Annotated in this window: 13 protein-coding genes; 8 read left to right on the plus strand and 5 right to left on the minus strand. The window is 51.7% G+C overall.

Annotated features, from left to right (window positions below; translation table 11 throughout):
- Positions 1-40: 40 nt before the first annotated feature.
- Both yaaA and ACMHLI_RS00435 read right to left on the minus strand, forming a co-directional pair.
- Entirely contained in the window at positions 41-814 is a 774-nt protein-coding gene (yaaA, locus tag ACMHLI_RS00430; protein ID WP_413527778.1) for a peroxide stress protein YaaA, read from the minus strand.
- Positions 815-926: 112 nt separating this feature from the next.
- Complete coding sequence (locus ACMHLI_RS00435; protein ID WP_413527779.1) at positions 927-2,354, minus strand: alanine/glycine:cation symporter family protein; 1,428 nt, start codon at positions 2,352-2,354, stop codon at positions 927-929.
- Positions 2,355-2,627: 273 nt separating this feature from the next.
- Between ACMHLI_RS00435 and tal the strand changes: the two genes are divergently transcribed.
- The 3 genes from tal to ACMHLI_RS00450 all read left to right on the plus strand — a co-directional run bounded on the left by tal (position 2,628) and on the right by ACMHLI_RS00450 (position 5,801).
- On the plus strand, positions 2,628-3,581 hold the full coding sequence (tal, locus tag ACMHLI_RS00440) for a transaldolase (protein WP_112168232.1): 954 nt from the start codon (positions 2,628-2,630) through the stop codon (positions 3,579-3,581).
- Positions 3,582-3,749: 168 nt separating this feature from the next.
- The gene (gene mog / locus ACMHLI_RS00445; RefSeq protein WP_413527780.1) at positions 3,750-4,337 is read left to right on the plus strand and encodes a molybdopterin adenylyltransferase; all 588 of its coding nucleotides are present in this window, start codon (positions 3,750-3,752) and stop codon (positions 4,335-4,337) included.
- Between the two features lie 141 nt (positions 4,338-4,478).
- Positions 4,479-5,801 carry an MFS transporter gene (locus ACMHLI_RS00450; RefSeq protein ID WP_413527781.1) on the plus strand — a complete coding sequence of 441 codons (1,323 nt, stop codon included), beginning with the start codon at positions 4,479-4,481 and terminating at the stop codon, positions 5,799-5,801.
- Between the two features lie 72 nt (positions 5,802-5,873).
- On the opposite strand, the gene satP is transcribed toward ACMHLI_RS00450, so the two are convergent.
- Positions 5,874-6,473: an acetate uptake transporter gene (satP, locus tag ACMHLI_RS00455; RefSeq protein ID WP_413527782.1), complete on the minus strand. Its 600-nt coding sequence runs from the start codon at positions 6,471-6,473 to the stop codon at positions 5,874-5,876.
- A 344-nt stretch (positions 6,474-6,817) separates the two neighbouring features.
- Between satP and dnaK the strand changes: the two genes are divergently transcribed.
- The 4 genes from dnaK to nhaR all read left to right on the plus strand — a co-directional run bounded on the left by dnaK (position 6,818) and on the right by nhaR (position 12,328).
- The gene (gene dnaK, locus ACMHLI_RS00460; RefSeq protein WP_112168202.1) at positions 6,818-8,719 is read left to right on the plus strand and encodes a molecular chaperone DnaK; all 1,902 of its coding nucleotides are present in this window, start codon (positions 6,818-6,820) and stop codon (positions 8,717-8,719) included.
- Positions 8,720-8,819: 100 nt separating this feature from the next.
- Positions 8,820-9,956, plus strand: coding sequence for a molecular chaperone DnaJ (dnaJ, locus tag ACMHLI_RS00465; protein ID WP_413527783.1), 1,137 nt, complete (start codon positions 8,820-8,822; stop codon positions 9,954-9,956).
- Between the two features lie 234 nt (positions 9,957-10,190).
- Complete coding sequence (gene nhaA, locus ACMHLI_RS00470; protein WP_413527784.1) at positions 10,191-11,366, plus strand: Na+/H+ antiporter NhaA; 1,176 nt, start codon at positions 10,191-10,193, stop codon at positions 11,364-11,366.
- A 71-nt stretch (positions 11,367-11,437) separates the two neighbouring features.
- On the plus strand, positions 11,438-12,328 hold the full coding sequence (gene nhaR / locus ACMHLI_RS00475) for a transcriptional activator NhaR (RefSeq protein WP_413527785.1): 891 nt from the start codon (positions 11,438-11,440) through the stop codon (positions 12,326-12,328).
- Positions 12,329-12,408: 80 nt separating this feature from the next.
- Here the strand turns inward: nhaR and rpsT are convergent, their stop codons facing one another.
- Together rpsT and ACMHLI_RS00485 are read right to left on the minus strand one after the other, a co-directional pair.
- The gene (gene rpsT, locus ACMHLI_RS00480; protein ID WP_056776784.1) at positions 12,409-12,672 is read right to left on the minus strand and encodes a 30S ribosomal protein S20; all 264 of its coding nucleotides are present in this window, start codon (positions 12,670-12,672) and stop codon (positions 12,409-12,411) included.
- Positions 12,673-12,789: 117 nt separating this feature from the next.
- Complete coding sequence (locus tag ACMHLI_RS00485; RefSeq protein ID WP_413527786.1) at positions 12,790-12,933, minus strand: hypothetical protein; 144 nt, start codon at positions 12,931-12,933, stop codon at positions 12,790-12,792.
- 178 nt (positions 12,934-13,111) lie between these two features.
- Here ACMHLI_RS00485 and ribF point away from each other — a divergent pair, with 178 nt between their 5' ends.
- Positions 13,112-14,050 carry a bifunctional riboflavin kinase/FAD synthetase gene (gene ribF, locus ACMHLI_RS00490; RefSeq protein ID WP_112168206.1) on the plus strand — a complete coding sequence of 313 codons (939 nt, stop codon included), beginning with the start codon at positions 13,112-13,114 and terminating at the stop codon, positions 14,048-14,050.
- The last annotated feature ends 45 nt before the right edge of the window (positions 14,051-14,095 follow it).

A 14,095-nucleotide genomic window follows, 5' to 3' on the forward strand; every position in this document is an offset into this window, starting at 1 on the left:
CTCTTCGCGAGGGTTTTTTTATCTCTGTCATTTCGCTGAGTTAACGTTCAGGGCGGGTAAATACCAGCTCGTTGCCCTGCGAACGCGATTCATCAAACGAATAACCTTCCAGATTGAAATCCTGCAACTGTTGCGGTTTATCCAGACGCTCTTTGATAATGAAGCGGCTCATCAGGCCACGCGCTTTTTTGGCATAGAAGCTGATAACTTTGTATTTGCCGTTTTTTTCATCGAGGAAGACCGGCTTGATGATTTCGCCATCCAGCAGTTTGGGTTTCACGGTTTTGAAGTATTCGTCAGACGCCAGATTCACCAGCACTTTGCTTTTCTGTTCGTTTAAAAGCAGGTTAAGTTTTTTCGTCAGCAGTTCCCCCCAGAAGGCATACAGATTCGCACCCTGCGGATTTTCCAGGCGAATTCCCATTTCCAGACGGTACGGCATCATCAAATCCAGCGGGCGGAGCAGGCCGTATAAGCCGGACAACATACGCAGATGTTTCTGGGCAAAATCAAAATCTTTCTCGCTGAAATCTTCCGCCTGCAAACCGGTATAAACATCACCTTTGAAGGCCAGAAGCGCCTGACGTGCATTCTTTGGCGTGAAATCCGGCTGCCAGTCGTTGAACCTTTCGGCGTTCAAATGTGCGAGTTTATCGCTGATCCCCATCAGAGAAGAGATCTGTGCAGGCGACATTTTGCGCGCCACGGTGATCAGTTCGCTGGATTTATCCAGCAGCTCGGGCTGGGTATAGCGCGTTGTCGCAAGCGGGCTTTCGTAATCGAGCGTTTTGGCAGGAGAAATAATGGTCAGCATAGTGCGTCCGTTTGGTCAGTGACGGTTCAGATTCGGGAAGTTTTCGTTGCTCTACTGTAGCAAAAAAGTCACTAAAATGGCGCGCGGGCGAAAATATCAGCGATAGGCATAATCATTTTTGATGCGGTTGTTTGCCCCAGATCCCCGGCTCAAGCTGGCCGCGTAACTCAGGAAAATGGTTCGGATTGAAAACAGGGGTTTTCCCCATACGTTGCTGACGTTCGTAGTCTTTCACAACTTTGACAGCGACGCCCGAAAGCAACAGCAGGGCGGTGAGATTAAGCAGCGCCATCAGTGCCATAAAGATATCCGCCAGCTTCCAGAGCACCTGCAATTCCATCAGGCAGCCCGCGAATACCATTACGATCACTAAAAGGCGGAAAATCAGTAGTTTGCCGGCAGAAGCGATACGCACGAAACCCAGGTTATTTTCCGCATAGGCGTAATTACCTGAGATGGAGGTGAAGGCAAAAGTAAATACCAGCACCGCGAGCACGATATTGCTCCAACCTGACATCGTCGGGGAAATTGCCTGGTGCAACAGCGAAATGCTGGAAGGCGTGTCGGGATTATCGAGTGCGCCGGAGGTCAGAATGATCAGCGCCGTCGCCGTGCAGATCACCACGGTATCGATAAATACTGCCAGCATCTGATTAAAACCGAGTGCCGCCGGATGGCTGACTGAAGCCATTGCAGCGGCATTAGGCGAGGAGCCGACACCCGCTTCGCTGGCGAATACGCCGCGCTGCATACCCTGCGTGATAGCCTGCGTAACCCCAAACGCCAACGCCCCGGAGGCCGCTTCCTGCAAGCCGAATGCGCTTTTGAATACCAGCGCCAGCACCTGTGGCAGTTTTTCCACGTTGTGACCAATCACCCAGACAGCCAGCAGCAAATATCCCAGTGCAATCAGCGGGATTAAGCTGCGTGTCACCCGCGTAATAGAACGGATGCCGCCAAAAATCAGCAAGGCCGTCAGCGCGGCGAGTACGAAGGCGGTGGTCAGTGCCGGAGTATGCAACAGATGGAAAGAGGCTTGCGCGATGGCGTTGGCCTGTAAGGCAATGAAAATAAATCCGCAGGAAATCACAATCAGGAATGAAAACAGAATGCCCATCCAGCGCATTCCCAGCCCTTTTTCCATGTAGTCAGCCGGTCCGCCGCGGAATTTGCCATTGAGTCCGGTCCCCTTATAAATCTGCGCCAGCGTATTTTCGATCATTGCCGTCGCCATGCTGAACATCGCGATGACCCACATCCAGAATATTGCGCCGGGGCCACCGAGTGTCACGGCAATTGCGACACCGGTCAGATTCCCCGTACCAATACGCGATGAAAGGCTCAGGCAGAGCGCACTCCAGACGGTGGAACCTCTGTGGTCGGGATGATGTTTGAAAAGCGTGCGGGAAAACATATGGCGGAAGCGGCGAAACTGAATGAAACCGAGGCGAATACTGAGATAAATGCCGGTTCCAAGTAACAGATAAATCAGGATAGAGCTCCAGAGAACGGTATCGAAAAATTCCAGTAGCTCGTTCATGACTTATCCTTGTTTGATTTACTGTTCATCGTTTTATGTCGGGCCCGGGCGTACACCTCGCGCCGGAGGGCTAACATACCTTTTTTAACGGGCAGGGAACATATTCATTTTGGCTAAATTTGTGTGTTTTGGAAGGTGGAAAAATCCATGATGTTCGTAGCCGAGCATGCCGTGATATGCGCCTTGCGCGTGGCTTTTTGCATGTTATCATCAGCCAAAGGCAAGGCATGAAAATGCCTATACGAAAACGTCCAAACGATGAGATATGCCAAAATGACCGATAAACTGACTTCCCTACGCCAAATGACTCAGGTTGTAGCTGACACCGGAGATATCGCGGCAATGAAGTTGTACCAGCCGCAGGATGCGACCACCAACCCGTCACTGATCCTGAGCGCTGCACAAATTCCTGAATACCGTAAACTGATCGACGAAGCAATCGCCTGGGCACGTGACCAGAGCAGCGATCACGCTCAGCAGATCACTGATGCCGCTGACAAGCTGGCAGTGAACATCGGTCTGGAAATTCTGAAACTGATCCCTGGCCGCATTTCGACTGAAGTCGATGCGCGCATGTCTTACGACACCGACGCCAGCATTGCCAAAGCAAAACGCCTGATCAAACTGTATAACGAAGCGGGCATCAGCAACGACCGCATCCTGATCAAACTGGCTTCTACCTGGCAGGGCATCCGCGCGGCGGAGAAACTGGAAAAAGAAGGCATCAACTGTAACCTGACGCTGCTGTTCTCCTTCGCACAGGCTCGTGCGTGTGCTGAAGCGGGCGTCTTCCTGATCTCTCCATTCGTTGGCCGTATTCTTGACTGGTACAAAGCCAATGGCGACAAAAAAGAGTTCGCGCCGAACGAAGATCCGGGCGTTGTGTCTGTAACCGAAATCTACGAATACTACAAACAACACGGCTACGAAACTGTCGTGATGGGCGCAAGCTTCCGTAACATCGGCGAAATCATTGAACTGGCTGGCTGTGACCGTTTGACCATCGCACCTGCACTGCTGAAAGAACTGGCAGAAAGTGAAGGCCCGCTGGAACGTAAGCTGTCCTTCTCCGGCGAAACCAAAGCGCGTCCTGCGCCACTGACTGAATCTCAGTTCTACTGGGATCACAACCAGGACCCAATGGCTATCGACAAACTGGCTGATGGCATCCGTAAGTTTGCTGTAGACCAGGGCAAACTGGAAAAAATGATTTCTGACCTGCTGTAATCAGCATTCAGTTTTCAGCAAAAGCGGCCCTTGAGCCGCTTTTTTTGTGCCTGAAATCCGGGGCTGCGGTAAAAATTTGTCTGAGTGATAAAACCCGCGTGCCGTTATCGATATACTGAGGACTGATGACGGTAGCTTTTGCCGGGAATAATTCAGGGGAAACAGGACATGGATAAATTGCGAATTGGTCTGGTGTCAGTGTCGGATCGCGCGTCGAACGGTATTTATCAGGATAAGGGGATCCCGGCGCTGGAAGCGTGGCTGGAAAAAGCGCTGATCACGCCGTTTACGCTGGAAAAGAAATTGATCCCTGATGAGCAGCCTTTGATTGAACAGGCTATCAGCGAGCTGGTTGACGAAAGTGGTTGTCATCTGGTACTGACCACAGGCGGCACCGGCCCGGCGCGCCGTGATGTGACACCGGACGCCACGCTGGCCATCGCCGACCGCGAGATGCCTGGCTTTGGCGAACAGATGCGTCAGATCAGCCTGCACTTTGTGCCGACGGCGATTTTATCCCGTCAGGTGGGCGTGATCCGCAAACAGGCCTTGATCCTGAATCTGCCGGGCCAGCCGAAATCGATTCAGGAAACGCTGGAAGGCTTGAAAGATGCTGACGGTAAAGTGATTGTGTCCGGGATTTTTGCCAGCGTGCCGTACTGCATTCAGCTGCTGGACGGGCCCTATATAGAAACGCATGACGACGTTGTAGCAGCTTTTCGCCCGAAGAGTGCCCGCCGCGATACAAAAATCTGAATACTGACGGTTTTTGAAAATATGCTGACATAAGATTCAGGTTGACTGGTGTGAAAATTATTTGCCGCTATAGTAATGATTACTTTACATGAGGCGGCAAAACCTTTTTTCAATTCACACTCTGGTGTCACACGGACTCTTATGCAACACGCACAATCGCGCCGGTTGAACCGGCAGGATTTCAAAACGCTGTCCCTCGCTGCGCTGGGCGGCGCCCTCGAATTCTACGACTTCATCATTTTCGTCTTCTTCGCTGCGGTTATCGGCGATCTCTTCTTCCCTGCGGATATGCCTGACTGGTTACGCCAGGTTCAGACGTTTGGGATCTTCGCGGCTGGTTATCTGGCGCGTCCGCTCGGCGGCATTGTCATGGCACACTTTGGCGATTTGGTTGGCCGTAAGCGCATGTTCAGCCTGAGTATTTTACTCATGGCCTTGCCGACGCTGGCGATGGGTTTGCTGCCAACTTATGCTTCTATCGGCATTGCAGCTCCGTTGCTCTTATTGCTGATGCGCGTCTTACAGGGCGCAGCGATTGGCGGGGAAGTGCCGGGGGCGTGGGTCTTTGTGGCTGAACATGTGCCGAGAAACCGCATTGGCTTTGCTTGCGGCACGCTGACCGCCGGACTGACGGCAGGTATTCTGCTCGGTTCTCTGGTGGCAACCGTGCTGAACAGCGCGATGACGCCTGCGGCAATCAGCGATTTTGGCTGGCGTATTCCGTTCTTCCTTGGCGGTATTTTTGGCCTGTTCGCGATGTATTTACGCCGCTGGTTGCAGGAGACGCCGATCTTCCTTGAGATGAAAGCGCATAAAACGTTGACCGATGGACTGCCGCTAAAATCGGTAGTGGTCAATCATAAGAAAGAGATTGTGGTATCAATGCTGATGACCTGGCTGCTATCTGCAGGCATCGTGGTGGTCATTCTCATGACGCCAACCTATCTGCAAAAGCAATTCGGTATTCCGGCTGCGCAGGCGCTGCAGGCAAATAGTCTGGCGACCATCGCGCTGACCTTCGGGTGCATTGCGGCGGGCTGGATCGTCGACCGTCTGGGTGCCAGCAAGACTTTCATCGTTGGCAGTCTGTTCCTCGGCATCTGTAGCTGGTCATTCTATCATTCTGTGGCCGCTGACCCTTCCATGCTGATGGGCATGTACGCGCTGGTCGGCTTCAGCGTCGGGATCGTCGGTGCGGTGCCTTACGTGCTGGTTCGCGCCTTTCCGGCCGAAGTACGTTTTACGGGGATTTCATTTTCTTACAACGTTGCATACGCCATTTTCGGCGGGCTGACGCCGATTTTTGTCACGCTGATCATGCGCGTGACACCAATGGCACCGGCATATTACGTTCTGGCGCTCTCCGCGATTGGTTTGCTGACCGGCATCTATTTAACCCGGGATCTCAACAGCGAAGCCGCTAAGCCGGTAAAGTTTGACGAGCGGATAACCTCAGGAAACTGATTTTAGTTTCGGCTTACGTAGAAAACAAAAGGCCCCGCATTCGCGAGGCCTTTGTGATCGTGCAGACGTTGATTATGCAGCAACTGCCGCCGCATTGACTGCGTGACCTTTCGGTTCACCAATCGGCAATACGGTTCGGCCATACTGTTCGTTCAACACTTCTGCCATCGCCAGATAAATCGCGCTGGCGCCACAGAAGATGCCTTCGAAACCGGCAAAATGCAGCACGGCGGTATTGCCGGTCATGTTACCAAAGCACAGCAGGGCGAACAAAATTGTCAGGCTGCCGAAAACAACCTGCAAGCCGCGGTTGGCTTTCAGAGTGCCGAAAAACATGAATAAGGTAAAAACGCCCCACAGACCAAGGTAGGCGCCGAGAAAACTTTCACTGCTGGCGTCAGCCACGCCCATGCGTGGCAGCATCAGGATGCCGACCAGACTCAGCCAGAACGCGCCGTAAGAGGTGAAGGCGGTGGTGCCGAAGGTATTCCCTTTTTTGAATTCCATCATGCCAGCCAGAATTTGAATCAGGCCGCCGTAGAAAATGCCCATGCTGACGATAACAGCGGTCAGTGGGAAGAAACCTGCGTTGTGTAAATTCAATAAGATAGTGGTCATACCGAAGCCCATTAACCCGAGCGGGCCTGGATTTGCCAACGTTTTACTCTGCATAGATCCTCTGAATTAGAATATTACGAATAGATAACTGAGGGATATCCGCTTGCGAAATGGGTAAAAATCCCACATATCTTCAGAAGCGCGCGGCATCATAATGAGGTGGCGTCGGGTAAACATTGATCTGGCGTAACAGCAATTGAAGATTTTTTTTCATCTGGCCCCTTGATGCTGCGTTGCATGGCCCCATCTTATTCCCAACCGCAGTTGTTACCGTCGGTAAAGCCGCGATATCGGGCAGTTGAAATCGAACTATTGAAATCGACTATTGAAATAGAAAATCATGCCCGCATATACAGTGACAACATGATCGAATATGAATTTTAAGTGGAGACGTTTAAATGGGTAAAATTATTGGGATCGACCTGGGTACTACCAACTCTTGTGTAGCTATTATGGATGGCACTACTGCACGTGTGCTGGAGAATGCTGAAGGCGACCGCACCACTCCTTCCATCATCGCTTATGCGGCAGATGGTGAGACTCTGGTAGGTTCTCCGGCTAAACGTCAGGCTGTGACTAACCCACAGAACACCCTGTTTGCGATCAAGCGCCTGATTGGCCGTCGCTTCCAGGACGAAGAAGTACAGCGTGACAAAGGCATCATGCCTTACCAGATCGTAGGCTCCGACAACGGCGACGCCTGGATCGACATCAAAGGTCAGAAAATCGCACCTCCGCAGATCTCTGCTGAAGTGTTGAAGAAAATGAAGAAAACCGCTGAAGATTACCTGGGCGAACCGGTAACTGAAGCTGTTATCACCGTACCTGCATACTTCAACGATGCTCAGCGTCAGGCAACGAAAGATGCTGGCCGTATCGCAGGTCTGGAAGTAAAACGTATTATTAACGAACCTACCGCAGCGGCACTGGCTTATGGCCTGGATCGCGAAGTCGGTAACCGCACCATCGCGGTATACGACCTGGGTGGTGGTACTTTCGATATCTCTATTATCGAAATCGACGAAGTTGATGGCGAGAAAACCTTCGAAGTTCTGGCAACCAATGGTGATACTCACCTCGGTGGTGAAGACTTCGATAGCCGACTGATCAACTACCTGGTTGAAGAGTTTAAGAAAGAACAAGGTATGGATCTGCGTAACGATCCGCTGGCAATGCAACGTCTGAAAGAAGCTGCTGAAAAAGCGAAGATCGAACTGTCTTCTGCTCAGCAAACTGATGTGAATCTGCCGTACATCACTGCGGATGCAACCGGTCCTAAGCACATGAACATCAAAGTGACCCGTGCAAAACTGGAATCTTTGGTTGAAGACCTGGTTAACCGTTGTATCGATCCGCTGAAAGTCGCGCTGAAAGACGCAGGTCTGTCAGTGTCCGATATTCAGGACGTGATCCTGGTCGGTGGTCAGACACGTATGCCAATGGTTCAGAAGAAAGTGGCTGAATTCTTTGGTAAAGAACCACGTAAAGACGTGAACCCGGACGAAGCTGTTGCCATCGGTGCAGCGGTTCAGGGCGGTGTGTTAGCGGGTGATGTGAAAGACGTTCTGTTGCTGGACGTTACCCCGTTGTCACTGGGTATCGAAACCATGGGCAGCGTGATGACTCCGCTTATCACCAAAAACACCACGATCCCGACCAAACACAGCCAGGTGTTCTCTACTGCGGAAGACAACCAGTCTGCGGTAACCATCCATGTGTTGCAGGGTGAGCGTAAACGTTCGAGCGATAACAAATCTCTCGGTCAGTTCAATCTGGACGGTATTCAGGCAGCACCGCGCGGTCAGGCACAGATCGAAGTTACCTTCGACCTCGACGCCGACGGTATCCTGCACGTGTCTGCGAAAGACAAGACGACCGGCCGTGAGCAGAAGATCACCATCAAGGCATCTTCTGGTCTGACCGAAGAAGAAATCCAGAAAATGGTTAACGATGCCGAAGCGAATGCTGAGTCTGACCGCAAGTTCGAAGAACTGGTCCAGACCCGCAACCAGGCGGATCATCTGATCCACGGTACCCGTAAGCAACTGGAAGAAGCCGGTGACAAACTGCCAGCTGAAGACAAAACTGCGGTTGAAGAAGCCCTGAAAGCACTGGAAGTTTCTGCTAAAGGTGAAGACAAGGCTGATATCGAAGCGAAAATCCAGGCGCTGGTGCAGGTTTCCGGTAAGCTGATGGAAATGGCTCAGCAGCAGGGTCAGGCTGAAGGCGGCGATAACAGCGCTCAGAAAGATGATGACGTTGTTGACGCTGAATTCGAAGAAGTCAAAGACAAGAAATAATCGCCCTTAAGCGGGCACAGTAAGAGTTCATTACTGAAAACCAGCACGGGCGTCGAGGAAACTCTGCGCCCGTGCACGCATGTTGAGGGTAGGTTAAAGCATGGCGAAGCAAGATTTTTATGAGATTTTAGGCGTATCCAAAACAGCGGATGAGCGTGAAATCAAAAAGGCCTATAAGCGCCTGGCTATGAAGCATCACCCTGACCGTAATCAGGGCGACAAAGCTTCCGAAAGCAAATTCAAAGAAATTAAAGAAGCGTATGAAATTCTGACCGATGCGCAAAAGCGTGCGGCCTACGACCAGTACGGTCATGCAGCCTTTGAACAAGGTGGCATGGGCGGCGGCGGTGGGTACGGCGGTGGCGGCGGTGCAGATTTCAGCGACATCTTTGGTGACGTCTTTGGCGACATCTTTGGCGGCGGTCGCCGTCAGCGTGCGAGCCGGGGGTCAGACCTGCGTTACAACATGGATCTGACACTGGAAGAGGCCGTTCGTGGTGTCACCAAAGAAATCCGCATTCCTACGCTGGATGAATGTGATGTCTGCCACGGCAGCGGCGCGAAAGCGGGCAGCTCTCCGGCCACCTGTCCTACCTGCCACGGTGCGGGCCAGGTTCAGATGCGTCAGGGCTTCTTCACGGTTCAACAAGCGTGTCCGACTTGTCAGGGGCGCGGTAAGGTCATCAAAGATCCTTGCAGCAAATGCCACGGTCATGGCCGCATAGAGCGCTCGAAAACCCTGTCTGTGAAAATCCCAGCGGGTGTGGATACCGGCGACCGTATTCGTCTTGAAGGTGAAGGTGAAGCGGGTGAGCATGGCGCACCGTCTGGCGATCTGTACGTTCAGGTCCAGGTTAAAGCGCACAAAATCTTTGAGCGTGAAGGTAACAACCTGTACTGCGAAGTGCCGATCAACTTCGCTATGGCTGCTTTGGGAGGGGAAATTGAAGTCCCAACGCTTGATGGCCGGGTTAGCCTGAAAATTCCTGCGGAAACGCAGACCGGCAAAATGTTCCGTATGCGCGGGCGCGGTGTGAAATCCGTCCGTGGCGGCGCACAGGGCGATTTAATGTGCCGCGTTGTGGTTGAAACGCCGGTCAGCCTGAGCGACAAACAGAAGCAGTTGCTGCGTGATCTGGAAGAAAGCTTTGGTGGCGTATCGGGTGAGAAAAATAGCCCGCGTTCCAAAAGCTTCCTGGACGGCGTGAAAAAGTTCTTTGATGATTTGACGCGCTAATCAGTTCCTGACAACAGGCTCTGGCAGTCCAGCAAAATCCCCGGCAGCGGTTCGCTCCGGGGATTTTTTTATGGGAGTTACGGACAAAGCGGTTGCGGGATGAAAACGACTCGTAAAAACCGAGTTATACTCCAGATATAATCGACTTTTTACGAGTTAATGGGTTGTGTACAATTCGCGCATTCCATTGTGGCAATCCTTTTATCGCCACTGTTTTTCTACAGGAGAGTCAGAATGTCGAATTTAATTCGTCAGTTTTTACGCTTGGAAGCCGCAGGGGGGATTGTACTGATCCTGGCTGCCATCGTGGCATTAATCATGGCCAACAGCCCTTTACAGGGCGCTTATCAGGCATTTTTGGATATTCCGGTCACACTGCGTTTTTCAGAATTGCTGATCGATAAACCACTTTTACTCTGGATTAACGATGGTCTGATGGCGGTATTTTTCCTGATGATCGGTCTCGAAGTGAAGCGTGAGCTGTGCGAAGGCGCGCTGGCGAACCGCGAGCAGGCATTATTCCCAGCCATTGCTGCGGTGGGCGGCATGGTTGTACCAGCCCTTATTTACTTACTGTTCAATGGCGGCGATGAGATTGCCCGTCAGGGCTGGGCTATTCCGGCGGCCACTGACATTGCATTTGCATTGGGCGTGATGGCGCTGTTGGGTTCCCGCGTGCCGACTGGCCTGAAAGTCTTCCTGCTTGCACTGGCGATCATTGACGATCTCGGGGCGATTGTGATCATTGCGCTATTCTATAGCCATGATGTCTCCATGATGGCGTTGGGGCTGTCTGCAGTTTGCATCGCGGCATTGGCATTTATGAACTGGCGCGGGGTGACAAAACTGACACCATACCTGATTGTCGGCGCGGTGTTCTGGGTCTGCGTGCTGAAGTCTGGCGTTCATGCCACGCTCGCCGGTGTGATCCTCGGGTTCCTGATCCCGCTGAATACTAAAGATAAAAAACCGTCACCGGCGCGTCGTCTGGAACACGGTATTCATCCTTATGTCGCGTGGTTTATTTTGCCGGTCTTTGCGTTTGCTAACGCGGGGATCTCTTTAGAGGGCGTTTCTGCTGCCGGTGCTTTCTCCCTGTTACCGATGGGTATCGCTGCCGGATTGCTGTTAGGTAAACCACTGGGCATTATTCTTTTCAGCGGTGTAGCACTAAAATTGGGTGTGACCCGTATGCCATCAGGCATTACCTTTAGCCAGATAGTTGCCGTGTCAGTGTTGTGCGGTATCGGCTTTACGATGTCGATTTTTATCGGCTCACTGGCCTTTGCGACGCGTGATCCTGCACTGCTGACTTACGCAAAAATGGGTATCCTGATGGGCTCTGTTGCTTCTGCCGTATTGGGTTACATATTGCTAAGCCGTGCTTTACCTAAGAAAGCCCTCAAATAGTGATGAACAGGCTGCATGCACGGAGGCATGCAGCCTGATGCAGACTTCATATTTCAGGAGCGGATGAAAACATGCCTCATATTAACTACAACCATTTGTATTATTTTTGGCACGTCTGTAAACAAGGTTCTGTCGTAGGCGCCGCCGAGGCGCTCTATCTGACGCCACAGACCATCACCGGGCAGATTAAATCCCTTGAGGAACGGTTAGGTGGCAAACTTTTCAAACGTCAGGGTCGCGGTCTGGTGCCCTCTGAGTTGGGGCAGTTGGTTTATCGCTACGCCGATAAGATGTTCACCCTCAGCCAGGAAATGCTGGATATCGTTAATTATCGCAAAGAGTCGAGCCTGTTGTTTGACGTTGGCGTGGCCGATGCGCTGTCGAAACGGCTGGTCAGCCGTGTGCTGAAAGCTGCCGTACCGGACAACGCACAAATTCATTTGCGATGTTTTGAATCCACCCACGAAATGCTGCTGGAACAGCTGAGCTTGCATAAGCTGGATATGATTCTGTCGGACTGCCCGGTGGATTCAACGCAGCAGGAGGGGTTGTTCTCAGTCAAGCTGGGTGAGAGTCCGATCAGCTTCTATTGCTGTAACCCGCCAGCGGGTGCCGATTTTCCTGCCTGTCTGGAACAGCGTCCGCTGCTGATCCCCGGGCGTCGTTCGATGCTGGGACGGAAATTGCTGAACTGGTTTAATACGCAGGGATTGAAAGTGAACATTCTCGGTGAGTTCGATGATGCGGCACTGATGAAAGCGTTCGGGATGAACAACGATGCGATATTTGTCGCGCCGGCGATTTACTCTTCTACTGAGTTTCAGGATGAAAAAATTATTGAAGTGGGGCGCGTGGAGGGCATTTTGGAGGAGTACTACGTGATTTTTGCCGAACGCATGATCCAACATCCTTCGGTTCAGCGGATTTGTCACACTGATTTTTCGGCGCTGTTTGAGCTGTAGTAAAAGCAGAGGCTCAAATTTTAGATATAAAAAAACCGGCGTGAGCCGGTTTTTTTATCAAGCATATCAGCGTAATGCAATTATTGCATTGCGTTGATTTGCGCAGTCAGGTTTGACTTATGACGCGCTGCTTTGTTTTTGTGAATCAGGCCTTTACAAGACTGACGATCCACAATTGGTTGCATTTCGTTAAATGCATTTTGTGCAGCAGCTTTGTCGCCTGCTGCAATAGCCGTGTATACCTTCTTGATAAAGGTACGCATCATTGAACGGCGGCTCGCGTTATGCTTACGACGTTTTTCTGACTGTACGGCGCGTTTCTTAGCTGATTTGATATTAGCCAAGGCCAACTCCCAAATATTTTTCTATTGATGAACAATTCAAAGGCCGAGGAATATGCCTTTTCGGTCTTCTGTTGTCAACGGATTTGTGCAAATAAGCGGCGTTTTAAAGCGTGAACTTTACACGTCGCTTGTTACGTTGTGATGGCGCAGGATTTTAACAGCTTCCGGCATCGGAATACAGTCTTTCGCGAGAAAAATCGACAGGAGAGTGTACAAACTGCCCACGGCGGCCATTAACGCTTTGTTTATGCGAAAAGTCACGCATTCCCTGCTCGAAAGGAAAGATTTTCATCGCCACGCCGCCATTTGAACCGCAATATCTGCCGTATGCAAGAGAGAATGGTGTGATCCTGCGAATCGCTGGTTAACCTTGCGGGCTGTACAAGGTATAATCCGCCGATTTCCATCTTTATGAGTCAGCATTGGATTTGAGCCAGCTATGGAGCTAATTCGCGGAATACACAATATTCGAGCACGCCATCATGGATGTGTGCTGACTATTGGCAATTTTGATGGTGTACACCGAGGCCATCAGGGCCTGATCGAACAGCTGAAGCTGGAAGGTCAACGTCTGGGTCTGCCGGTGATGGTGATGATTTTTGAACCACAGCCGCTGGAACTGTTTGCGGGTGATAAAGCCCCTGCACGCTTAACCAGCCTGCGTGACAAAGCCAAGTATCTGGCCGAGTGCGGCGTAGATTATCTTTTATGTGTGCATTTTGACCCCCGGTTCGCTGCACATATGGCGCAGGCGTTTGTCTCCCAACTGCTGGTCGAAAAGTTGGGCGTTAAATTCCTGACCGTCGGGGATGATTTCCGCTTTGGCGCTGGTCGTCTGGGGGATTTTGAGCTGTTGCAGAAAGCCGGGAAAGAGTATGGCTTTGAAGTGATCAGCACCCAGACCTTCCGCGAAGGCGGAAATCGCATCAGCAGCACCGCTATCCGTGATGCGCTGCGTGACGATGATTTAGCACTGGCCGAAAATTTACTGGGCCATCCGTTCAGTATCTCAGGGCGCGTCGTCCATGGCGATAAGCTGGGACGTACTATTGGTTTCCCAACGGCCAACGTGCCGTTAAAGCGCGTGGTTTCACCGGTTCGCGGCGTGTATGCCGTAGAAGTTCTCGGCCTTGGCCCGGAACCTTTGCCGGGCGTTGCCAATATTGGTATTCGTCCGACGGTCGGTGGCGTGCGCAAGCAGTTGGAAGTTCACCTGCTCGACACCACATTAGATTTATACGGGCGCCACATTGACGTGGTGCTTCGCGCAAAATTGCGCAACGAACAGCGTTTCTCCTCGCTTGATGCGTTAAAGCAACAAATTGCGAACGATGAGGTGACGGCCCGGGAATTTTTCGGGTTAAAGACACCACGCTAAACTTGTACTGACAGGCGTGTCACAACGCCTGGAATCCAGCCGAAA

It is taken from the genome of Rahnella inusitata, assembly GCF_965118895.1.
Taxonomy (GTDB): domain Bacteria; phylum Pseudomonadota; class Gammaproteobacteria; order Enterobacterales; family Enterobacteriaceae; genus Rahnella; species Rahnella inusitata_A.